The 23037-nt window shown below is 67.7% G+C and carries 19 protein-coding genes, 1 pseudogene and 1 riboswitch; of the genes and pseudogenes, 8 read left to right on the plus strand and 12 right to left on the minus strand.

Going from position 1 to position 23037, the window contains the following annotated elements; genetic code table 11:
• Positions 1 to 64 precede the first annotated feature (64 nt).
• Positions 65 to 217 carry a hypothetical protein gene (locus ACWEQQ_RS30830; RefSeq protein WP_452341640.1) on the plus strand — a complete coding sequence of 51 codons (153 nt, stop codon included), beginning with the start codon at positions 65 to 67 and terminating at the stop codon, positions 215 to 217.
• A gap of 16 nt (positions 218 to 233) precedes the next feature.
• Here ACWEQQ_RS30830 and ACWEQQ_RS30835 read toward each other — a convergent pair whose 3' ends face one another.
• Both ACWEQQ_RS30835 and ACWEQQ_RS30840 read right to left on the minus strand, forming a co-directional pair.
• Positions 234 to 860 (minus strand): NAD(P)-dependent oxidoreductase, encoded by a 627-nt coding sequence (locus ACWEQQ_RS30835; protein WP_452350706.1) that lies wholly within the window; start codon positions 858 to 860, stop codon positions 234 to 236.
• A gap of 155 nt (positions 861 to 1015) precedes the next feature.
• On the minus strand, positions 1016 to 2152 hold the full coding sequence (locus tag ACWEQQ_RS30840) for an epoxide hydrolase family protein (protein WP_452350707.1): 1137 nt from the start codon (positions 2150 to 2152) through the stop codon (positions 1016 to 1018).
• Positions 2153 to 2239: 87 nt separating this feature from the next.
• Between ACWEQQ_RS30840 and ACWEQQ_RS30845 the strand changes: the two genes are divergently transcribed.
• Positions 2240 to 2890, plus strand: a complete 651-nt coding sequence (locus ACWEQQ_RS30845) for a TetR/AcrR family transcriptional regulator (protein ID WP_452350708.1) — start codon at positions 2240 to 2242, stop codon at positions 2888 to 2890.
• 106 nt (positions 2891 to 2996) lie between these two features.
• Complete coding sequence (locus tag ACWEQQ_RS30850; RefSeq protein WP_354843524.1) at positions 2997 to 3401, plus strand: VOC family protein; 405 nt, start codon at positions 2997 to 2999, stop codon at positions 3399 to 3401.
• Between the two features lie 87 nt (positions 3402 to 3488).
• Here ACWEQQ_RS30850 and thiC read toward each other — a convergent pair whose 3' ends face one another.
• Positions 3489 to 5150, minus strand: a complete 1662-nt coding sequence (gene thiC, locus ACWEQQ_RS30855; RefSeq protein WP_452350709.1) for a phosphomethylpyrimidine synthase ThiC — start codon at positions 5148 to 5150, stop codon at positions 3489 to 3491.
• Positions 5144 to 5254, minus strand: a riboswitch (TPP riboswitch). Its footprint overlaps the gene before it by 7 nt.
• 120 nt (positions 5255 to 5374) lie before the next feature.
• The gene (locus ACWEQQ_RS30860) at positions 5375 to 6766 is read right to left on the minus strand and encodes a lipase family protein (RefSeq protein WP_452350710.1); all 1392 of its coding nucleotides are present in this window, start codon (positions 6764 to 6766) and stop codon (positions 5375 to 5377) included.
• A 98-nt stretch (positions 6767 to 6864) separates the two neighbouring features.
• Here ACWEQQ_RS30860 and ACWEQQ_RS30865 point away from each other — a divergent pair, with 98 nt between their 5' ends.
• Positions 6865 to 7539 (plus strand): TetR/AcrR family transcriptional regulator, encoded by a 675-nt coding sequence (locus ACWEQQ_RS30865; RefSeq protein WP_452341646.1) that lies wholly within the window; start codon positions 6865 to 6867, stop codon positions 7537 to 7539.
• 10 nt (positions 7540 to 7549) lie between these two features.
• Here ACWEQQ_RS30865 and ACWEQQ_RS30870 read toward each other — a convergent pair whose 3' ends face one another.
• Entirely contained in the window at positions 7550 to 8482 is a 933-nt protein-coding gene (locus ACWEQQ_RS30870) for a LysR family transcriptional regulator (RefSeq protein ID WP_452350711.1), read from the minus strand.
• A 220-nt stretch (positions 8483 to 8702) separates the two neighbouring features.
• Here ACWEQQ_RS30870 and ACWEQQ_RS30875 point away from each other — a divergent pair.
• Positions 8703 to 9944: pseudogene (locus ACWEQQ_RS30875) on the plus strand (MFS transporter); the annotation flags it as partial.
• Positions 9945 to 9983: 39 nt separating this feature from the next.
• Here ACWEQQ_RS30875 and ACWEQQ_RS30880 read toward each other — a convergent pair.
• From ACWEQQ_RS30880 to ACWEQQ_RS30895, 4 genes are all read right to left on the minus strand, one after another.
• Positions 9984 to 12368 (minus strand): MMPL family transporter, encoded by a 2385-nt coding sequence (locus ACWEQQ_RS30880; protein ID WP_452350712.1) that lies wholly within the window; start codon positions 12366 to 12368, stop codon positions 9984 to 9986.
• Positions 12369 to 12470: 102 nt separating this feature from the next.
• A complete protein-coding gene (gene fahA / locus ACWEQQ_RS30885) occupies positions 12471 to 13649 on the minus strand; it encodes a fumarylacetoacetase (RefSeq protein ID WP_452350713.1) in 1179 nt (392 codons plus the stop codon).
• A gap of 55 nt (positions 13650 to 13704) precedes the next feature.
• Positions 13705 to 14910, minus strand: coding sequence for a homogentisate 1,2-dioxygenase (locus ACWEQQ_RS30890; protein ID WP_452350714.1), 1206 nt, complete (start codon positions 14908 to 14910; stop codon positions 13705 to 13707).
• Positions 14911 to 14979: 69 nt separating this feature from the next.
• Positions 14980 to 15606 (minus strand): TetR/AcrR family transcriptional regulator, encoded by a 627-nt coding sequence (locus ACWEQQ_RS30895; RefSeq protein ID WP_354843547.1) that lies wholly within the window; start codon positions 15604 to 15606, stop codon positions 14980 to 14982.
• A gap of 157 nt (positions 15607 to 15763) precedes the next feature.
• On the opposite strand from ACWEQQ_RS30895, the gene ACWEQQ_RS30900 reads away from it, so the two are divergent.
• A complete protein-coding gene (locus ACWEQQ_RS30900; RefSeq protein WP_452350715.1) occupies positions 15764 to 17683 on the plus strand; it encodes an acyl-CoA dehydrogenase family protein in 1920 nt (639 codons plus the stop codon).
• Positions 17684 to 18021: 338 nt separating this feature from the next.
• Entirely contained in the window at positions 18022 to 19848 is a 1827-nt protein-coding gene (locus tag ACWEQQ_RS30905; RefSeq protein ID WP_452341652.1) for an acyl-CoA dehydrogenase, read from the plus strand.
• A 51-nt stretch (positions 19849 to 19899) separates the two neighbouring features.
• Here the strand turns inward: ACWEQQ_RS30905 and ACWEQQ_RS30910 are convergent, their stop codons facing one another.
• Positions 19900 to 20109 (minus strand): hypothetical protein, encoded by a 210-nt coding sequence (locus tag ACWEQQ_RS30910; RefSeq protein ID WP_452350716.1) that lies wholly within the window; start codon positions 20107 to 20109, stop codon positions 19900 to 19902.
• Positions 20110 to 20580: 471 nt separating this feature from the next.
• On the opposite strand from ACWEQQ_RS30910, the gene ACWEQQ_RS30915 reads away from it, so the two are divergent.
• Positions 20581 to 21219 (plus strand): hypothetical protein, encoded by a 639-nt coding sequence (locus tag ACWEQQ_RS30915; protein ID WP_452350717.1) that lies wholly within the window; start codon positions 20581 to 20583, stop codon positions 21217 to 21219.
• Here the strand turns inward: ACWEQQ_RS30915 and ACWEQQ_RS30920 are convergent.
• Positions 21216 to 22031, minus strand: a complete 816-nt coding sequence (locus tag ACWEQQ_RS30920; RefSeq protein WP_452341655.1) for an exodeoxyribonuclease III — start codon at positions 22029 to 22031, stop codon at positions 21216 to 21218. The genes ACWEQQ_RS30915 and ACWEQQ_RS30920 overlap by 4 nt on opposite strands.
• 51 nt (positions 22032 to 22082) lie before the next feature.
• On the minus strand, positions 22083 to 23033 hold the full coding sequence (locus tag ACWEQQ_RS30925; protein WP_452341656.1) for an N-acetylglutamate synthase, CG3035 family: 951 nt from the start codon (positions 23031 to 23033) through the stop codon (positions 22083 to 22085).
• Positions 23034 to 23037 lie beyond the last annotated feature (4 nt).

Genomic DNA, 23037 nt, shown 5'->3' on the forward strand with positions numbered 1-23037 from the left:
CCGCAAGTGATCTACCTCGTCGTTAGAATCGATGTGACGGTCGTCACGATCCAGGGAATCCGCCATGAGCACGCCGCATCCCCTCAGCGATGAGCATCGAGAAGCCTTCTGGCGCAGGGCCGGATGGGATCCGTACCTCCCGGATGCCGAGCGCACGGCCATAGAAAGCCGCTGGGACGACGAATCCATCTCCATGGCGGAGGTTTTCGGCTTCTGATCGGCGGCACCGCGGGTCAGTTCGAGATGCCCGGGGCGCGACGGACGTAGGTGCCGTCGGTGAGCTGTGCGACGAGGAAATCGGCGATGTCGGCGCGTGAGATCTTCAGCGACAGACCGGTTTCCGTGGCCGGGAAATCCCGGCGGTAGTTCCCGGTGGCCGGTCCGTCGGTGAAGGCGCTGGGCCGCACGATGGTCCAGTCCAGATCGCTGGCCAGCACGTACTCTTCCTGCCGCACGTGATCGGCGTAGGCCTGCCGCAGCAGCATGCCGAACATGACGTACTTCCAGACGAAGTTCAGATTGCCGCGGCTGTCGCCGACACCCAGCGAGGACTGGCAGATCAGCCGCTTCACCCCGGTCCGAGCCATGGCCTCGATGATGTGGCTGGTGCCCTCGGCGCGCACCACGCCCTTGCGGCCCGCGCCGAGGGTGACGATCACCGCGTCCTGCCCGATCACGGTGCGCTCCACCGCGGCCGGGTCCAGCACATCGCCGACCTCGACGCGCAGCCGCTCGTGGGGTGCGGCGGTCAGGTTGGCGGGATCGCGGGTCAGTGCGGTGACCTGATGCCCGGCCGCGAGGGCACGGGCGACGACGTGGCGACCGACGGTTCCGGTGGCTCCGAAAATGGCGACCTTCATGGCTCTCACCTCGTGTAATTCGTTGTTGCGATGATGAATTCAGTACATCAGCGAGAGCCTCCGGGAACCATCGCCGCGCGTCTCGCGAACATGCGGGAGGATCCAGGCCGGCCCGTGGGATGAACCGGGCCGGCCCTCGAGCGGAACCAGGCGAATCAGCGCAGCCCGGCGAAGAATTCGCGAATATCCGCCACCAGCACGTCGGTCGCCTCGTGCGCGGCGTAGTGTCCCGCCGCATCATTGGCGCTGGTCGAGCCCGAGTTCACGTCGTAGGCGTGCCAGCTCACGATGTTCTTGTGATCCCGCTCGGCGAAGCGGCGGATGGACTGGAAGTCGCCCTTGAACATGGCCAGTCCGGTCGGGGTGGTGGTGGGGCCCTGCGGCACCTCGGAGGCGTGGGCGTCCTCGTAGTAGAAGCGGATCGACGAGGCGGCGGTGCCGGTCAGCCAGTAGAGGGCGACATTGCCGATCACGAAGTCCGGGTCGGCGCTCTCCGGGAACAGCTGGGAATTCCAGCCCAGCAGACCCACCGGTGAATCCGCGAGCGCGAAGGCCAGGGTCTGCGGCTGCTGGCTCTGCAGGGTATTGAAGGCCATCTTGTTGTCGTAGAACCACTTCAGATGGGCCAGCCCCGCCTGGTCCTCGGCGGACAGGTCGGCCATTTCCGCCGGATCGCCGGAGGGGAACGAGAACAGCTGCGTCACATGGACTCCCACCACGCGATCGGGCGCGATCCGGCCGATTTCGGGGGAGATCATGGAACCCGCGTCATTGCCGATGGCGCCGTAGCGTGCATAGCCCAGCCGCTCCATCAGCTCCGCCCAGGCCCGGGCGGTGCGCCACCGGTTCCAGCCGGTGGACCGGGTCGGGCCGGACCAGCCGTAGCCCGGCAGGGACGGGATCACCAGGTGGAAGGCGGGATCGTCCGCGGACTCGGGCTCGGTGAGCGGCTCGATGACGTCGAGGTATTCCAGGACGGAACCGGGCCAGCCGTGGGTCAGGATGACCGGGGTGGCATCCGCGCGGGAGGACCGGATGTGCAGGAAGTGGATGTCCTCGCCGTCGATCTCGGTGGTGAACTGCGGATAGGCGTTGAGCTCGGCTTCCAGTGCCCGCCAATCGAATTCCTTCAGCCAGTACTCGGCGAGGCCGCGGACGCGGTCACCGCTGACGCCGTACGCGTCGCCCACGCTAGGCAGCTCGTTCGGCCACAGCGCCTTGCGCAGCCGCTCGGCCAGGTCGTCCAGCTGGGCCTGGGGGACGTCGATGCGGAAGGGGCGGATGGCGTTCATCATTCTCTCCTAAGTGGAACGGAATGCTTCGTTCTGTTCAAACAGTAACGGAACGGATCATTCCGTTCAAGTGGTAGGCTCGGATTCATGTCGAAGACAGCCGAACCCGCAGCTCAGCGCGCCCTACCCGGCCGTAAGGCGCAGGCCGCGCGCAATGACGAACTCATCCTGGCCGCCGCCCGCGACGTGTTCCTGGCCGAACCCAAGGCGCCGATCTCGGCCGTCGCCGAGCGCGCGGGGGTGGGCATCAGCGCGCTGTACCGCCGCTATCCGAGCAAGGAGGAGCTGCTGCGCACCCTCTGCTACGACGGACTGCGCCGCTACAACGCGGAAGTCGAAGCGGCCCTGGAGAATTCCGACGGCTGGGCGGCGCTGGTCGACTTCCTGCACCGCGTGGTCGACGCCGATGTGCACTCGCTGACCGTGCATCTGGCCGGCACCTTCACCCCGGACGAATCGATTCTCCCGGACGTCCGGCGCTCGGCCGAACTCAATGACGAAATCCTGCGCCGGGCCCGGGAATCGGGGCGGCTGCGTCGCGGGGTCACCGTCGCCGACTTCGGCCTGATCCTCGAAGCCTGCGCGACGATTGCACTGCCCGATCCCGAACGCATCGCCCAGCTGCGCCGCCGGGTCCTGGCCCTGCTGATCGACGGCCTCACCGTCACCGGCGACCTGCCCGGCCCGCCACCGGTGCCGGGCGAATTCGCCCAACGCTGGCAGCGTCGTGACCAGTGAACGGTAGCGTTCGCGGCGGGCGTGCCGGCATTCGTTCCCGAACCATGATGAATTCCGCGGCTCGGCTCCGACTTCCGCAAGAGCACTCGAATCGGAAGGAACTGTCATGAACTGGACACTCGAAGTGGTCATCGTCCCCGTGTCGGACGTGGACCGCGCCAAGGACTTCTACAGCACCAAGCTCGGGTTTCATGTAGACCACGACGTCCGGCCCGCGGAGGGCACGCGGATCTGTCAGCTCACGCCGCCGGGGTCGGGCTGTTCGATCGTCATCGGCGAGGGCGTGGTGCCGAAGATGGAGCCGGGATATCTCAAAGGGCTGCAGCTGGTGGTGCCCGATCTGAAGCGTGCCCACGCTGAACTGGTCGAGCGCGGAGTCGAGGTCAGCGACATCCAGGTGCTGCCGGGGCCGCCGTCCGCGGGCGACCCGCTGGACAACAGCGGATTCATCTTCTTCGACGATCCGGACGGCAACAGCTGGGCCGTCCAGCAGATTTCGAGCCGGGCCTGAGGCGACGAGGCCGGGCCGGAACACGATTCGGGGCGAGCAGCTCGAAAGCCGCCCGCCCCGAATCGGATTCGCCTACCGGATGCGGTCCTAGGACACGACCGGCAGGTACACCTGGTTACCGGTGGAGGCGAACTCGGCGGACTTCTCCGCCATGCCCGCTTCGATGGCGGCGATATCGGTGAGGCCCTGCTTCTCGGCGTAGTCGCGCACGTCCTGCGAGATGCGCATGGAGCAGAACTTCGGACCGCACATGGAGCAGAAGTGCGCGGTCTTGGCCGGCTCGGCCGGGAGGGTCTCGTCGTGGTACTCGCGGGCGGTGTCGGGGTCCAGCGAGAGGTTGAACTGGTCGGTCCAGCGGAACTCGAAGCGCGCCTTGGACAGTGCGTTGTCGCGGTCCTGGGCGCGCGGGTGCTGCTTGGCCAGGTCGGCGGAGTGGGCGGCGATCTTGTAGGTGATCACGCCGACCTTCACGTCGTCCCGGTTGGGCAGACCCAGGTGCTCCTTGGGCGTCACGTAGCAGAGCATGGCGGTGCCCGCCTGCGCGATGATGGCCGCGCCGATGGCCGAGGTGATGTGGTCGTAGGCCGGCGCGATATCGGTGGCCAGCGGGCCGAGCGTGTAGAAGGGGGCCTCCTCGCAGAGCTCCTCCTCCAGCTTCACGTTCTCGACGATCTTGTGCATGGGCACGTGGCCCGGGCCCTCGATCATCACCTGCACGCCATAGGATTTCGCGATCTTGGTGAGCTCACCCAGGGTGCGCAGCTCGGCGAACTGGGCCTCGTCATTGGCGTCCGCGATGGAACCCGGGCGCAGACCGTCACCCAGCGAGAAGGTGATGTCGTACTTGGCCAGGATCTCGCACAGCTCGGCGAAGTTGGTGTACAGGAACGATTCCTGGTGATGCGCCAGGCACCACGCCGCCATGATGGAACCGCCGCGCGACACGATGCCGGTGACCCGCTTGGCGGTCAGCGGCACGTAGCGCAACAGCACGCCGGCGTGCACCGTCATGTAGTCGACGCCCTGCTCGGCCTGCTCGATCACGGTGTCGCGGTAGATCTCCCAGGTGAGCTTGGTGGGATCGCCGTTCACCTTCTCCAGCGCCTGGTAGATCGGCACGGTGCCGACCGGGACGGGGGAGTTGCGCAGAATCCACTCACGGGTCTCGTGAATGTTCTTGCCGGTGGACAGATCCATGATGGTGTCGGCGCCCCAGCGGGTGGCCCACACCATCTTCTCCACCTCCTCGGCGATGGAGGAGCTCACCGCCGAATTGCCGATGTTCGCATTGATCTTGACCGCGAACTTCTTGCCGATGATCATCGGCTCGGACTCGGGGTGGCGGTGGTTGGCCGGGATCACCGCGCGACCGGCGGCCACCTCGTCGCGCACCAGCTCGGGCGCGACACCCTCGCGCGCCGCGATGTAGCGCATCTCGTTGGTGATGATGCCCTGGCGGGCCCAGGCCAGCTGGGTCGGCGGGCCGTCGACCTGCGGCTTGTCCCAGGTGTCGCGGAGCTTGGGCAGCCCCGCCTCGAGATCGATGGCGGCGGTGTCGTCGGTGTACGGACCGGAGGTGTCGTACACGTCGAAGTGCTCGCCATTGGTGAGATTGATGCGCCGCACCGGAACCCGCAGCGTCGTGCCGTCGGCCTCGACCTGCTCGTAGTGCTTGACGCTGCCCTCGATGGGACCGGTTGTCACGGTGTCGACGGGCGCGGAGTTGCTCGGGACACGACTCGATGACATGGGTGAATCCTCCCTACGCCGGCATTACCCGGTCAGGTTCATACGGTCGACGGCCCACTAGCCGTCCTCTCAGCCCGCTGGTGCGAGCCCCCGTTGGCATACGTACTTTTCCGCAGTGACCATACCGCGCTGCACGGCACGCACGCTCCGAGACCGCGGAATATACGATTCGGTCTGCTCGGGGGATGGATTCGGCCGGGTGGGGTTCAGCGGGTAGGCGGGTCTCAGCGCTCCTGCGGGCCGATGGGCCAGCCCAGTGCGCCGAACGCGGCGTTCAGCTCGATCTCGGTCTGGGTGGCGAGGGCGTCGAGGCTGCCGAGCATGGTGATCACATCGTCGGTGCGGCAGCCGGACGGGTCGGCCGCGCCCGGGGCGAGGCGGGACTTGATCCAGTTGAAGGCGTCGGCCATGCCGAGGGTGGTCAGGGTCAGGTGCTCGCTGAGATGATCGCGCTTGTAATAGACGGAAGCACCCCCGTCGCACCACCGCTGGACCATGCGGTCGTTGGTGTACCACGGCACGGCCTCGTCGTAGACGCCCTGATAGACCATGGTGGGCGCGGTCGGCGGATTACCGCCCAGCACAGTCGAATCGAAGACCTCCTTGATCTCCGGCAGTGCCAGGTAGTCGGCGATCGGGATGGTCAGCATGCGCTGGTAGTCGGTGAACATCAGGTTCAGCACATTGCGCACCAGGCACTGGTTCGCGGTGCGGTCCATGACCGCGCGGCCCTCGGGTGTCAGGTACTTCTCGGTGGTCTCGGCGAACCTGGGGTACGCATTGCGCAGCGAGGCGATACCCACGCCGATGAGGCTGGCGAACATCGAACCGTTGACGTGCAACAGGGATTCGACATCCGAAACCGGCGCGCCCAGGGCGATGCCCTCGACGTTCAGCTCCGGCGCATAGCGCGGCTGCATCTCCGCCGCCCAGCCGCTGCCCATGCCGCCGCCGGAGTAACCCCACAGGGCCACCGTCGTATTCGCGCCGTCCAGGCCCAACGGCTGGAAGCTCTCGGCGGCGCGCACGCTGTCGAGAATCAGGTACCCGGGCTCCTCGGCGACCGCGAGATGCCCGTTCAGTCCCTCGTAGTCGGGCACATTGATGGCGTACCCCTGGCTGATGGAGGCCGCGAGCTCCAGGTACTCGACGGTGGAGTGCACGCCCTCCAGCGCGGGTAGCCCGCCGCCCTGCTGCAGCACGTAGGACGGCGCGCACGCGGGCGAGGTGCTGTCGTAGAAGAACTGGTGCGAGACCAGCGGCCGACTGTGAGAAGTGTTGGCCCCCTCCGGAATCGCCACCGTGGTGGCCGCGACCGTCGGCTGCCCGAACAGGTCGGTGGTGCGGTACAGCAGTTGCCACGATCGCACGTGCACCGGCAGCACGGTGAGCACCGCCAGCTGCACCTCGCGGCTGCGCAGGATCGTGCCGGGATCGGTGGATTCGAACCCGTCGGGCGCTCGATAGAACGGGTCGACGTTCACCGGGAGTGGTTGCGCGGCAACCGTTCCCGCGGTGACTCCCCCCAGTAGCACGGCCGAGGCGGTCGTCAGTGCCGTCGCGAGCGCGGCCGCGAGCAGCCGCCTCCCACGCCCGCGATCCCCAGTGATTGCCACGTCTCTGTTCCCTTCGCATCGACGTGACAGCGATTACAGCACGGCATCCGATTACCAACAAGATGTCTTTCTGAAACGAGCTTGGCTATCGTCTAGGCATGTCCCGCAGCAAATCTGCCGCGCCGACCGACCGGACCCCCGTGCGGCGTCGCATCCGCGGCCTCGACGCCGACGAGCGCAGCGCGCAGCGCCGCCGTCAGCTGCTCGCCGCCGCCACCGAACTCTTTGCCCGGCAGAGCTATTCGGGCACCTCCATCGAACAGATCTGCCAGCACGCCTACGTCGGCACCAAGGGCTTCTACGACCACTTCGACAGCAAGGAGGCCTGCTACACCGCCCTGCTGGAACAGATCACCACGGGCATCCAGCAACGGGTGGCAGAGGTGGCCGTCGAAACCGCCGACGCGGACTGGGCCACCCGCCGCGCCACCGTCCTGGCCGCCTTCGTCCACGCCATCGCCGACGACCCGCGCCTGGCCAAGGTCACCTTCGGCGAAGCCGGCGGCATCTCGCCCACCGTCGAAGCCATGCGCCGCTCCAACCGCCGCTGGTCCGCCGAATTCCTGAAACACCAATGGCTGCAGGCCGATCCGCGCGACGACCCGCACCTGCTGGCCCTCGCCCTCGCCACCATCGGCGGCATGTTCGAACTGGTCGCCGACTGGCTGCACCACCACGACGACGGCGGCGCACCGGATTCCGTGGACACCCTCGTCGCCGATCTGAACCACTTCGTGGCGGTGGTCGACGCGGGCCGGGTCGCCGCTCGCTGAGTGGGGGCGCTCAGTCGCGCGGGCGGGCGGCGAGCATGATCTCGCGCAGGGTATCGCGGAGCCAGACATGGGCGGGGTCGGCGTCGTTGCGGGGATGCCAGGCCAAAGCGTATGGCAGCGGCGGGGTTTCGATGGGCAGGTCGAACACGGTGAGGCCGAGTTGCTCGGCCATGGGGGCGGCGCAGGCGGGGAGGTTACCGAGCAGATCGCTGTTGCGGAGGAAGAACAGCGAGCCGGTGATGCCGGCGACCGAGGCGGTCACCTCCCGGCGCAGGCCGTGGCGGGCGAGGGCGTCGTCGATCGGACCGGAGCGCCGGCCGCGCCGGGAAGCGGCCAGATGGCGGGCGCGCACGTAGTCCTCGAGCCGGATCGTGGTGCCGCGCAGCAGCGGATGCCCGCGCCGGGCGGCGCCGACCATGCGGTCCTCGAACACCGGCGCGACCTGGATTTCCGGTGCGCGGTCGCCGATGATGCCCAGCTCGAGATCGGCCACACCGTCGCGCAGCATGGGCGCGTCGGTGTGGCCCTCATTGAGGAAGCGCAGCGTGATGCCGGGGGCCTCGGCGGCGGCGCGTTCGACCAGGGCCGGGCCGAATACGGCGGCCATGGTGTAGTGGGCCAGCACGGTGAGATCGCGGTTGACGGTGCGAAGGTCGGTGCTGTGAGCGGCCGAGAAGAGGCGCTGCACCCGCTCGACCAGCTCGCGCACCTCGGGCTCGATGGCCAGCGCGTGCGGGGTCGGAACCATGGCCCGGCCCGCGCGCACCAGGATTGGATCCCCGATGGTCCGCCGGATGCGTCCCAGTGCACGGCTGACCGCCGGCTCGGACAGCCGTAGGCGCTCGGCCGCCCCGGTCACGCTGTGCTCGGTGAGCAGAGCGTCCAAGGCGACGAGCAGGTTCAGGTCCAGGCCGCGCAGGTCGGTGTGTTGCGTCTGGCGCATGTATTCCATGATAAAGATGCATTTGAGTAATGTGTCTGCCCGCCCTACCGTTGAATTCGTTGCGGTGAACGCGGGTGAAAACTCTGAATGTCTTCGCCGATGACCTTGCACCGCAACATATTTCCGGCCAGGGCCCGGCTCGGAAGGTGTACCGGCACCGCTTCGCGACGTCGTCGAGGTGGCGTCGCTTCCCCTTATCCCGATTTCCAGGAGTTCTCGCATGTCCACCGTCGTGTCCGCCGTTCCGGTCGCCGACTCCCGAGCCGCCGGACCGCCGCGCGCGGTCCTGCTTGTCCTGTGCGCCTGCGTCATGGTGGCGCAGAGCATGGTGGCCGCCATCAATCTCGCGATTCCCCTGCTCGCCACGTCTCCGCTGCATCCGAGTTCGTCGGAACTGCTGTGGGCGGTCGACGCCTATGTGATCGTCTTTGCCGCCCTGCTCATCCCGGCCGGCGCGCTCGGCGACCGGTACGGGCGCAAGGGCGCGCTGCTGGCCGGGCTCGGACTGTTCGCGGCGGGTGCGCTCACCAGCGCGCTGGCTCCGCACGCGGCCGTGCTGATCGCGGGCCGGGCGGTCTCGGGTGCGGGCGCGGCGCTCATCATGCCCGCCACCCTGTCGATTGTGGTGCAGCTGTGCCCGGACGCCCGCACCCGCGCGAGTTCGCTGGCCGCGTGGACCCTGTCGCTGGGTCTGGGTGGCGCACTGGGCAATATCGGCGGTGGATTGCTGCAGCAGTATCTGCCGTGGCAGGCCCTGTTCTGGGTGATGGTCCCCGCCGGTCTGGTCTTGCTGGCGGTGGCGGCGGTGGTGACGCCGAAAACCCCACGGCGCGAGGCGGATCAGGATCCACTCGGGGCGACGCTGCTCATGGCCGGATCGACCGCGGTGCTGTACGGCATCATCGAGGGCCCGGCACACGGCTGGGGCGCTGCGGAAGTGCTGGCCGGATTCGGGCTCGGCGCGGTGCTGCTCGCGGTGCTGGTCCGGCATTCGCTGCGTTCGCCGCATCCGCTCATCGATCCACGGGTGTTCCGGTCCCGGCGGTTGAGCGTGGCCGTCCTGGGCACGGGCACAACGTTTTTCGGATTGTTCGCGTTGTTCTTCGTGAACTCGCAGTACCTGCAGTACGTGAAGGACTTCTCGGCGGGCGCGGCGGGACTGGCCATCGTGCCGCTCACCCTCGGCATGATCCTGGTGCCCCGCTACGCGGTCCGGCTGGAAGCCCGGCTGGGCCCGCTGATTCCGGCCGCGGGCGGGCTTGCCGTCATCGGCGCGGGCCTGCTGGCGGTCGCGACCGCGGACGCGGGCACCCCGTATCCGCTGTACGCGGTCTATCTGGTGGTGCTGTCCGTAGGCATGGGGTTCGCCGCACCCGTACTGACGCACGGCGTCATGGCGAACCTGCCGGTCGATCGCGCCGGGATGGGTGCCGGATTGAACTCCGCCGCACGGGAATTCGGTGCCGCCGGCGGCGTCGCCGTGATCGGCACCGTGATGGCCTCACACGCCGGAGACGGCGCCCACCCGGTCGCCTTCGCCGACAGCATGGGCCTCGGTCTCGGCGTCATCGGCGTCCTGGTGCTGCTCGCCGCCGGTGTGGTCGCCCTCGGCTACCGCCGCGGCTGACTCCTCCTCCAGCCCGATCCGCTTGTGCAGCGCCGCAAGCGGTTTCGGTGCCCACCAGTTGCCGGTGGACATCAGGCGCATGAGGGCCGGGGCCAGCAGGCCGCGAATGATGGTGGCGTCGGAGACCACGGCCAGCGCCAGGCCGATGCCGAACAACTTCATGGGTGCGACCTCGGAGGTGGCCACGGCCAGCAGCACCACCGCCATCAAACCCGCTGCGGCGGTGAAGATCCGGCCGGTGCGGGCCACCCCGAGAGCCACCGAGCGGGTATTGGCCGCCCGGCCGCGATCCGAGGCCAGCCATTCCTCGCGAATCCGGGACAGCAGGAAGACCTCGTAGTCCATGGACATGCCGAAGGCCAGGCAGAACATGAGGATCGGCATGAACAGGTCGATGCTGCCGGTCGGGGTGAACCCCAGCAGACCGGACAGGTGGCCCTGCGCGAAGACCCAGATCATGGCGCCGAAGGTGGCGGTCAGCGACAGCATGTTGAGCAGCAGCGCCTTCACCGGGAGCACCACGCTGCCGGTGAACAGGAACAGCAGGATCAGGGTGATGACGGCGATGAGCGCGGCCGCCAAGGGGATCCGGCTGATGACCGAGTCCATGGTGTCCTCGTTCAGGGCCGCCGCGCCGCCGTACCGAACCTCGCCGGGAGCCGGGACCGCCCGCAGTGCCGCGAGCTGCTGTTTGCCCGCGGCGGAGTAGGGCGCGACCTTCGTGCCGACCGAAAGATAGGTCCCGTTCGGGCCGGCCATCTGCGGGAGACCGGCCGCCACCCGTTTGCCGGTCGGCGGAACGCCCTCGGCGGACGGCGACGCCAGGTAGACGCCCTCGCTGGACAGCACCGCCGCGACGCCCGGCACCTCCGACAGGCTCTTGGCATACGCGCCGATGTCCGCTGCGCCGGCGTGGAATCCGGGCAGCACGATCACCGTGCTGGCGGCCATGTCGGCATTGAAGTCCTGCCGCAGCGCGTCACCCACCTGACGGCTGGACGCGAAGGTGCCGATCACGCGATCGTCCGGGGTGCCGAAATGTGCCTTCAGGAACGGGGATCCGAGCGCCAGCAGCACCGCCGCCGCGATCACCGCGACCGGCAGCGCCCGCCGCATGACCGCGGTCACCAGCCGGTACCAGAAGGTGGTCTCGACCGGCTCGGGCGTGGGCTCGCCGCGACCCAGCAGGCGGCGCACCGGTTTCCGCAGATCCCAGGCGTTCCGCTCCGCCTCCCCGCGCTTCCGATCGCCGAGCAGCACCAGCGCGGCGGGCAGCAACAGCACCGACGCGCCCACGGCCGCGGCCACGACCGCGACACCGGCGTAGGCGAAGGACTTGAAGAACGGCTGCGGGAACACCGCCAGCGCCGCCAGGGCCAGGGCGACCGTCAAGCCGGAGAAGACCACGGTGCGGCCCGCGGTCTGCACCGAACGCAGTATGGCCGCCCGGGTATCGCGGCCATTGGCCAGCTCCTCGCGATACCGGCTGACAATGAACAGGCTGTAGTCGATGGCCAGGGCCAGCCCCAGCGCGCTGGTCATGTTCAGCGCGAAGATGGAGACATCCATGACCGTGGTCAGCCCGCGCAGAATGCCCAGCGTCGCGGCGATCGCGAACAGTCCCACGCCGACCGGCAGCAGCGCCGCGACCACGCTGCCGAACACCAGCACCAGCAGCAGCGCCGATACCGGCACCGCGATGGCCTCCGCCAGCAGCAGGTCCTTCTCGACCTGGTGATTGATATCGGCGAAGGAACCGGCCATGCCACCGACCCGGACCTGCACGCCGTCGCTGTCCCCATTGAGCTGGTTCGTCAGCTCGGCGGCCCGGTTCTGCACCTCGGTGTCGGTGCCGGTGACCGTGGCCATGATGAGCCCGTGCTGCCCGTCCTTGCTCTTCAGCGCGGCGGCCAGGTCGGGCCGGGCGGCGAGGCTGGTCCAATACGACTGCACGCCGGTCACCGTCGGGTCCTGGCTCAGCTCGTCGGTGACGCGCTGCGCCTCGCCGCGCACCTGCGGGCTGTTGACGCCCCCGGCACCGCTGACCATGACGATGAGGTTGGGATTGCCGCCGGGGAAGTTCTTCGTGATGAAGTCATTGGCGCGCACCGACTCCAGCGAGTCGGTCAGATAGCCGCCGCCGACCATGTGGGATTTCACGGTGGCGCCGAAGCCGCCGCACACGAGCATCAACAGGAGCGCGGCCACCAGGACCGCGCGCGGGCGTGCCATGGCGAACCGGGCAGTACTGGTCAACATTGGCGCCACCCTCCGAAGTCTTCAGACGTCCGGAACGGTAACGTTCCTGACCTACCGGTCGGTAGGGTCAGTGATGATGTTCATGGTAATGCGATGCGGCTATTACTCGGCCTTCGCGATGCGCCCGCGCACCTCACCCAGCTCCAGGTGACCGCCCCCGATGGCGGGTGCGGTGGCCGTGATGACCACCTCGTCGCCGTCCTGCAGAAAGGTTCGCTGGACCCCGTTCAACTCGATCGGTTCGGTACCGCCCCAGCTCATTTCCATCAGCGACCCACGCTCGCCACGATCGGCCCCCGAGATGGTGCCGGAGGCGAACAGATCGCCGGTGCGGGTCGACGCGCCGTTGACCGTCAGATGCGCGAGCATCTGCGGCCCCGACCAATACATACGCCGGAACGGCGGAGTGGAGATCACCTGGCCGTTCCACTCCACGGTCAGCGTGATGTCCAGTCCCCAGGACGTGTCGTCCCGTAGATACGGCAGCGGCTCCGGATGCTGCGGCGGCAGTGGAATCCGCGCGGCGGCCAAAGCGTCGAGCGGAGTCACGAACGCCGACAGGCTGGTCGCGAAGGACTTGCCGAGGAATGGGCCCAGCGGTTGCCCCTCCCAGGCCTGGATGTCCCGGGCCGACCAGTCGTTCACCAGCGCCACCCCGAAAACGTGCTCGGCGAACTCGCCGGTCCCGACGGGCGTACCGAGCCGCGAGCCCGCGCCCACCACGAAGCCCAGTTCGGCCTCGATATCGAGGCGACGGCTCGGCCCGAAATCCGGTGTGCCGGAATCGGTCCGGCGCTGCCCGTGCGGCCGGACGACATCCGTGCCCGACACCACCACCGTGCCCGCGCGCCCGTGATACCCCACCGGCAGATGCCGCCAATTCGGCAGCAGCGGTTCACTGGCCGGCCGCAGCATCCGGCCCATGGCGGTGGCGTGATCGAGGCTGGCGTAGAAGTCGACGTAGTCGCCGATCTCCACCGGCAGGTCCAGCCGCACCGCCCGCACCGAATGCACCGCCGCCGCGGGCAGTTCCGCCTCGGCCGCCGCACCCACCCGCTCGCGCACCTCCCGCCAGCACTGCGGGCCCTGGGTCATGAATGCATTCAGGCTGGGCTGCGCGAACATCGGATCATCCAGCGCCACCGCCAGATCGATGATCGAATCGCCCAGCCGCGCCCCCACCCGCGGGTCCCCGCCCAGCGGGCGGAACACGCAGTACGGCAGGTGTTCCGGCCCGAATCCGGAACCCGCGGGCACCTCGATCCGCACCCGGCTGCTCATTTCCCCACCACCCGATCCCATGTCACCAACCCCTGCACCGTCGCACCACTCGGACTCAGATCCACTCGGACGGCCCTCGCCCAGACCAGGTCCAGGCATACCGCGCGTCCTCGCACGCCAGCGCGCCCTCACCCAGCTGCAGCGGGTGGAAGGTGTCCACCATGACCGCCAGCTCGTCGAAGAAATCGATGCCGATGCTGCGCTCGTAGGCCCCCGGCTGCGGCCCGTGCGCGTACCCGCCCGGATGCACCGACACCGAACCCTGCCCGATCCCGGATCCCTTGCGCGCCTCGTAGTTTCCGCCGCAGTAGAAGAGGATCTCGTCGGAGTCGACATTCGAGTGGTAGTAGGGGACCGGTATCGACAGCGGGTGGTAGTCCACCTTGCGCGGCACGAAATTGCAGATCACGAAGTTCTGCCCCTCGAAAGCCTGGTGCACCGGCGGCGGCTGATGCACGCGGCCGGTGATCGGTTCGAAGTCGGCGATATCGAAGGTGAACGGGTACAGACAGCCGTCCCAGCCCACCACGTCGAAGGGGTGGTGGGCGTACACCATGCTGGTGCCGACGATCTCACCGGCGGGACGGTGCTTGACCAGCACCTCCACGTCCTCACCGTCGACCTGCATCAACTCTGTGGGCCCGTGCAGATCCCGCTCGCAGTAGGGCGAGTTCTCCAGGAACTGGCCGTATTTCGAGAGATACCGCTTGGGCGGGGTGATGTGGCCGGTGCCCTCGATGACATAGGCGCGCAAGGGTTCGGGGCCGTCGGGAATCCAGCGATGCGTGGTGGCGCGCGGCAGCAGCACCTGATGCCCCTGCCGCACCGGCAGCGGCCCGAAGACGGTTTCCACCCGCCCCGAACCGGATTCGATGTAGACGAGTTCGTCGCCGACGGCATTGCGGTACAGCGCCGATTCCCGCAGCGCCGCCACGTAGGAGATGCGCACATCGGCATTGCCCAGCAGCAGCCGCCGCCCGGTCACCACATCGCTGTCGGCCGGCTTGTCGCCCAGGAACAGTTCGTGCAGCTTCAGATGCCGGTGCCGCAGTGGATGATTCGGGTACAGCCGCTGCTCGGGCAGTATCCACACCGACGAATCCACAATGGCCGGAGGCAATCCCCGGTGATAGAGCAGCGAGGAATCACCGGAGAAGCCCTCTTCGCCCATCAGCTCTTCGTAATAGAGCGTGCCCCGCTCGTCCCGATGCTGCGTGTGCCGCTTGGGCGGCACCGAACCAACCTGCCGATAGAACGTCATGGCGGCCTCCCGCTGACCGATGGTCCCTTTCCCATCGTAGCCACCGGATAACGGCAGGACCCCGGATTCTCAAGCGTGGCGCAGGGCCCGATACACCGCCGCGCCGACGAACTCACCCAGTGTGTCCGGGGTCCACTCGCCCGGATCGGTGAGCAGGGTGCGCACCGCGCCCTCACCGGCCGAGACCCACAGCTCCACCAGGGCCGGCAGCTTGCGTTCGGCCTGCGCGGTGCCCCAGGCCTTCAGGGTCGGGCGCAGCCGCCGGGTGCAGCGCTCCACGGCCAGCAGCCGGCCCTTGCCGAACGAATCCGCCACGGCCGGATCGGGATTGCCGTACAGCAGGCGCCAGGTGTCGGGCCGCTGGGACACCGTGTGCAGCAGGGCGCGGAAGCCCTCCACGAAGACCGCCTCGTCGGCTTCGACCCGGCGGCGCGGCAGCGTGTCCATGACGCCCTGCACCAGGTAGTCCTCCTCGCGGCGGATGAGCGCCTCGAGGAGTTCCACCCGATCGGCGAAGCAGGCGTAGACGACCGGGCGGGTGACCTTCATGCGGTCGGCCACGGCGGCGATGGTCACCGCTGCGATGCCGTCGGCGACGGCGATCTCGAGGGCGGTGTCGAGAACTTGCGGGCGACGTCGTTCGGGACCCAGATGCCGCGCGCGCTGGCGTGGTCGTATCGCCGAATCGATGCCCATGCGCACCGACGATAGCAGTGCGCGCGCAGTGTGGACCCGCTGGTCCGAGCCGGTAACAAGATCGTTTCCTACAGCGGTGCACGAAAATGCTACATTCACGAAGGAAACCACTCGGAGGAGCCGGGGACGCCCCCCGGACCGGAGGAGACGAATTCCGATGAATCAGACCCTGTTCAATCCGAAGACCTGTGAATTCGCCGAATTCGACGCCGAGACCAGGCGACTGCTGCGCGCCACCGTCGACTACTTCGAGACCTTCGGCAAGACCCGGCTGCTCGCCGAGAGCCGGGACCGGGTCTGGTACGCGGATTTCCTGGACTTCATCAAGCGCGAACGGGTCTTCGCGACCTTCCTGACCCCGGCCGCGCAGGCCGGCGGCGACCCGAACAAGCGCTGGGACACCGCGCGTATCGCCATGATGAGCAAGATCCTCGGCTTCTACGGCATGCAGTACTGGTACGTGTGGCAGGTCACCATCCTCGGCCTCGGCCCGATCTGGCAGAGCGCCAATGCCGAGGCCAAGGCCCGCGCCGCCGCGCTGCTGGAATCCGGCGAGATCTTCGCCTTCGGCCTCTCCGAGCAGGAGCACGGCGCCGACATCTACTCGACCGACATGGTGCTGGAACCGAAACCGGGCGGCGGCTACACCGCCACCGGAAGCAAGCACTACATCGGCAACGGCAATCTCGCGGGCATGGTGTCGGTCTTCGGCCGCCGCGCCGACAAGCCGATCATCGACTCCTCGGACTTCCTGCGGAAGATGACCGACGAGGAGTACTCGGGCTATCTGTTCTTCGCCGCCGACTCCCGGCACAAGAACTACAAGCTGCGCAAGAACGTCGTCGACTCCCAGATGTACGTCGCCGCTTTCGATCTCGACCAGTACCCGGTCGCCGAATCCGACATCCTGCACACCGGGCGCGCGGCCTTCGACGCCGCCATGAACACGGTCAATGTCGGCAAGTTCAATCTCGGCTTCGGTGCGGTCGGCGCGTGTGAGCACGCCATGTTCGAGGCGGTCGGCCACGCGTACAACCGAATCCTGTTCGGGCACCGGGTGACCGAGTTCCCGCAGGTGAAATCGCTGTTGGCGGACAGCTACGCCCGCCTGATCGGCATGAAGCTCTACAGCGAGCGAGCCATCGACTACCTGCGCTCGGCCAATGAGAGCGACCGGCGCTACCTGCTTTTCAACGCCATCGAGAAGATGTCGGTCACCCGGCACGGCCAGCGGCTGTACGAGGACCTCGCCGACGTCATCGCGGCGCGCGGCTTCGAGAACGACATGTACTTCCCGATGGCCATGGTCGGCATGTTCGGCCTGCCGCGGCTCGAGGGCACCGTCCACGTGAACATGGCCCTGTCGCTGAAGTTCATGCCCAACTTCATGTTTCACCCCGCCGACGCCGGACTGGCCGCGCTGCGCTACCTGCCGGGCGCGGGCGTCGCGCCCAAGGGCGCGGTGCGCGCGGTGTCCGGCGCGCTGAGCTGGACCAGCCGTCGTGCCAGCGGCCCGGCCGCCAAGGCGGTGCCCGCGCTGAAGAGCGAATTCGCCCGGGCCGCACACGCTCCCGTGTCCACCCGCCGCGACGCCGCCGACGACGAATTCCTGTTCCGCCAGGGCCCGAGCAGCGGCCTCGGCAAGATCCGCTTCACCGACTGGCGACCGGTCTTCGAGAAGTTCGCCCACATCCCGAATGTCGCGGTCTTCCTGGAACAGGCCCTCGCCTTCCAAACCTTGCTCGCCGCCGCCACCCCGACCGCCGCACAGCAGCAGGACGTCGACTTCCTCTTCGCCCTCGGCGAGCTGTTCACCACGCTCCCGTACGCCCAGCTCATCCTCGAGCAGGCCGAGATCGCCGGCGCCGACGAGTCGGTGCTCGACCAGCTCTTCGACCTGTTCGTCCGCGAGTTCTCCAAGCACGCCCTGACCCTGCACACCAAGCCGACCGCCACCAAGGCCCAGCAGATCCGCGCCCTGGATCTGGTCCGCCGCCCGATCTCGGACCAGTCCCGCTTCGACCGCGTATCGGCTCAGGTCGAAGCCCTGGCCGGGGTCTACGAAATGAATCCCTGACGTTGTTCCCTGCGGCCCGGCCGGCCCGGGCCGCAAATGCCACATTTGCCGGCCGTCTGCTCGGGAGCACATGCGAGCCGCGGTTTCCACGAATCCCGTGACCGTCACTCCGCAGCAGGCCAAGGGGCTGTATGCCCGCGGGTCCCGGTCCAGCGCATAACGGCGGGGTTAACTTTTTGGGATTCTTCCCGGTCGAACGGGGCTTTCCGGGTAAAGAGGCGTACCTACGCTTGCGTAACAGGACAGGCGTACGGCAACCTCGCCTTGATCTTCGAGATGCTCGACCAGATCTTTCGACATCGCTCCACCAGTTCAGACTCAGCCGAGGAGGCCCTTCCGTGTCCCATTACAAGGCGAACCTACGAGACATCGAGTTCAACTTGTTCGAAGTACTGGGTATCGGGGAACTGCTGGACCAGGGCGCCTACGGCGACCTGGACGCCGACACCGCGCGGGAGATGCTCGCCGAGGCGAAGCGCCTGGCGGAGGGGCCGATCGCGGAATCGTTCGTCGAGGCCGATCGCAACCCGGTCGAGTTCATTCCGGACCAGCACACCATCACCGTGCCGGAATCGCTGAAGAAGACCGTGGCCGCGGTCAACGAGGCCGGGTACTCCGGTCTGGGCATGGCCGAGGAGATGGGCGGCGTGCCCGCCCCCAACGCCCTCATCTGGGGCATCCAGGAAATGCTGGTCGCCGCGAACAACTCGGCCTCGTTCTTCAACATGGGTCCGCTCATGCACAAGGTGCTCTTCGACGAGGGCACCGAGCAGCAGCGGAAGTGGGCCACCCACGCGTGGGAGAACCGCTGGGGCGGCACCATGGTGCTCACCGAGCCGGACGCCGGCTCCGATGTCGGCATGGGCCGCACCAAGGCGATCCAGCAGGCCGACGGCACCTGGCACATCGAGGGCGTGAAGCGCTTCATCTCCGGTGGCGACGTGGGCGACACCGCCGACAACATCTTCCACCTGGTGCTGGCCCGACCCGAGGGCGCCGGCCCGGGCACCAAGGGCTTGTCGCTGTTCGTGGTGCCGCGTTTCCTGTTCGACACCGAGACCATGGAACTCGGCGCCAAGAACGGCGCGCTGGTCACCGGCGTCGAGCACAAGATGGGCATCAAGTCCTCGCCCACCTGTGAGATCACCTTCGGCGGTGACATTCCGGCCGTCGGCTACCTGGTCGGTGACCAGCACAATGGCATCGCGCAGATGTTCAAGGTCATCGAGAATGCGCGAATGATGGTGGGTACCAAGGCCACCGGCGCGCTGTCCACCGGGTACCTGAACGCTCTGGAGTACGCCAAGCAGCGCGTGCAGGGCGCGGATCTGACCCAGATGGCCGACAAGGGCGCGCCGCGCGTCACCATCACCCACCACCCGGACGTGCGTCGTTCGCTGGCCACCCAGAAGGCGTACGCCGAGGGTCTGCGCGGGCTGTACATGTACTGCGCCTCGTACCAGAACGCCGATGTGGCGCAGGCCAATTACGGGGTGGATGCCGAGCTGGCGGAGAAGGTCAACGACCTGCTGCTGCCGATCGTCAAGGGCTGCGGTTCGGACCGGGCGTACGAGAGCCTGACCGAATCGCTGCAGACCCTGGGTGGTTCCGGCTACCTGCAGGACTACCCGATCGAGCAGTACATCCGCGACTGCAAGATCGACTCGCTGTACGAGGGCACCACCGCCATCCAGGCGCAGGACTTCTTCTTCCGCAAGATCATTCGCGACAAGGGCGTGGCGCTCGCGCACGTCGCCGGCCTGATGCAGCAGTTCATCGACGGCGGCCCGGACCAGTTCAAGATCGAGCGCGGGCTGCTCGGCGCGGCGCTGGCCGACGTGCAGGCCATGGCGGCCACCCTCACCGGCTACCTGATGGCCGCGCAGCAGCAGATCGACGAGATCTACAAGGTCGGTCTGGGTTCGGTCCGATTCCTGTACGCCGTGGGCGATCTCGTCATCTCCTGGCGACTGCTGGAGCAGGCCGCCATCGCCCAGGCGGCGCTGGACGCCGGTGCGGCCGACAAGGACAAGAACTTCTACACCGGCAAGGTCGGCGTGGCGTCCTGGTTCGCGAAGAACAAGCTGCCGCTCATCAGCGGCGTGCGCTCGGTCGTCGAGAACATCGACAACGACATCATGAAGCTGGACGAGGCCGCTTTCTGACCCACCGGCATCCCCCGGCCCCGCACCTGTCCGGTGCGGGGCCGGTTTGCTTCACGCCACCCGGCTCGCTGGTCCCCGATCGGCGGGATCACGACGTCGGTGCCGTCCGCCCGCGGCGCTGGCGACCACAGGATTGGGAAGCACGATGGTCGGTGCGTCCAGCACGGCGTGTAGGTGGGCGCTGAAGGCGTCGAGGCTGCCGTAGCGCGTGAGGATCTCGTCGAGTACCTGGTGCGCACTCGAGCCTGTCGGATTGTTCATCTCGCCCCTCCGAGGTCCGCCACCGGCCGGGGCCGGGTGTTGACCGGCATTCTGCACGAGATATTCGAACGCGTAGCAACTTTGGGGATAACTGTGACCTTCCGTGCCTCGAGCACTCTCGATTCGTGCCATCGGCGTGGATCTGGGCCGCTCCAGCACCAGATTGCCCTATTGTCCGGTACGGGTGACCGGAGTGGGGAACGGTGGCGGGGCTCGGGAATGGTTATCTCGCCGCACCCCTGGTCCGGATCACTCTGTCGCGGTGCCCACGCTTCATCAAACCCGGGTGGTGCACCGTGCGCGGAAAGTTGCTCGACGGCCGGGTGGGTCGGCCCGCAGACTCCCCGATCCACCCGGCCCCGAACGAGTTCCTGTGTGTCGTGTCGGCGAGGCGCGACTCGCCGATGTGACACGCACATTCGATGTGTGACGGCGCCGTGAAGTGTCGTCCCCAGCGGGTACAACTACGGCATGGTCTTCCCGGTTACCTTCGGCTGGATCCAAATGCTGCTGCTGGTACTCGGCATCGCGGCGATCGGATTGCTCGTCACGGCTGTTCTCAGAGCGCGCAAGGTGGGGTGGCGGGCGCTGGCCGGCCGGGGCGCGGGTGCGGCCGGGCTGGTGCTCGTCGCGGTCGTGATCCTGTGGATCACCACGCTGCTGCAGACCTTCCTCGGGCTCACCGGGGAGGTGAAGGCGGCGCACATCGAGGCCAAACCCGTTGCGGGGCAAGAGCACACGATGAACGTGGAGCTGACCCTCTACGGCGACAAGGACCACGGCGACCAGCACAAGACCTATCAGGTCGAGGGCGACCTGTGGGTACTGCAGGCCAATATCGTGGAACTCGAACCGTGGGTGAACGCGCTCGGCTTCAACTCCGGCTACAAGGTGACCCGGCTCTACGGCCAGCGGCTGGACGGCATCGCCACCAAGCAGAATCAGATCTTCCTCAATGGCAGCGACGCCGACTTCTTCCAGGACATGAAGAATCAGTCCTGGTACACAAGGCCTTTCGTGCGCTCGGCCTACGGCAACGCGGTCATCGCGGCCGCGGGCAGCTACGACGTCTTCATCTCCCGCGACGCCATCAAGAGCCGGTCCGTCTAGTCGGCGAGTTCGGCCACCACGGGCGCATGATCGCTGGCGCCCTTGCCCTTTCGCTCCTCGCGGTCCACGTTCGCCTCGGTGACCCGGGCCGACAGGGCGGGGGAGCCGAGGATGAAATCGATGCGCATGCCCTCTTTCCGGGGGAAGCGCAGCTGCGTGTAATCCCAGTAGGTGTAGACGCCCGGGCCCGGGTGGAAGGGCCGCATCACGTCGCTGAAGCCCACCTCGCCGAAGGCGTCGAAGGCGTCGCGTTCCCGGTCGGACACATGCGTCTTGCCCTCGAAGAATTCCGGCGACCACACATCCAGATCGGTCGGCGCGATATTCCAGTCACCCACCAGCGCGATCTGCGCGTCCGGATCCTCCGACAGCCACTTGCTACCCGCACTGCGCAGGGCGGCAAGCCATTCCAGCTTGTAGGTGTAGTGCGGATCGTCCAGCGCGCGGCCATTGGGCACGTACAGGCTCCACACCCGCACCCCGCCGCAGGTCGCGCCGATCGCGCGGGCCTCCACCACCGGAGCGCTGAGCAGCGATTCCCCGGCGTCCTTGTCGAATCCGGGCTGATCCGGGAAGCCGATCGCGACATCCTCGATCCCGACCCGGGAGGCGATGGCCACACCGTTCCACTGGCTGTAGCCGACGTGCGCGACCTCGTACCCGGCCGCCTCGAAGGCCTCGAACGGGAACTGCTCGTCCTTGCACTTGGTTTCCTGCATGGCCAGCACGTCGATATCGGCGCGGTCCAGCCACGCCAGCACCCGATCCTGCCGGGTACGAATCGAATTCACGTTCCAGGTAGCGATGCGCACGAGTGGTGAACCTTTCAGAACTAGTGTCTTGCGAAAGCGAGTGGCACGCAATCAGGGCGCGGCGTACCGGTAGCGGTGGTGTTCGACGAACCCCATCTCCTGGTACAGCGCCAGCGCCGCGTCATTCTCGTCCGACACCTGCACGTACGCGTGCGTGGCCCCGTGCGAATGCCCCCAGCGGATCATCTCCGCGCACACCAGCGCGCCCAGCCCGTGCCGCCGATGCCCGTTCGCCACGGCGACGCAGGTCAGACCCGCCCAGCAGCGGCCGTCCGGGGCCGTGGTGACCGCGACCCGGCCGATGGCCAGCGGCGACTGCAACCCCAGCGTGGCGAAGGCGACCTGACCGTCACGCACCGCCGTCAGTACCTCCACCACCGGGGTCGACCCGAGTTCGGCGTCCCCGCCGCGATGCCGGTGCATGGACAGCCAGGCCCCGTCCGGATCCGCGGTGAAGCGCACCATCGGCGGCCCGGACGGCAGCGCCATGGTCGCGATATCGACCGCCAGCACCTGGGTTTCGTTCCACCTGCGCCAGTCCGCGGGCACGGTGGCCAGCCGGTCGGGCAGCTGGAACTGTGCGGGCAGGCCGTGCGCGGTGTACCACTCGGCGATCCGATGCAGGGTCTCGGTGTCCATCAGGGCGGGTCCGTCCGTACCGCCCAGCGGTACCGCGGAATTCGCGCGATTGGTGTATCCGTCCCCGGCGCGCAACAGCCAGCCACCGATCCAGGACCGCCGCAGGCCCGGCCAGCCGTCGGCCGCGGCGGCCTCCAGGGCGCGGATCTCGCTGGTCCGAATGGGCCTGGGCCCGAGCGGTTTCCAGGCCACCACCCGATCCCAGGCGATCGACACCACCTGGCCGTCGGCGGTGCGCACGGTCAGTGGATCGGTCTCGGTGAGTTCACCGATCACATCCGTCAGCGGTTGCGGATAGCCCGCGGGCAGGCGGTAGCGAACCACCACCCGCTTACCGATCGGCGGGAGTTCGGAATCGGTCATACCC

Source organism: Nocardia sp. NPDC004123 (assembly GCF_053603795.1).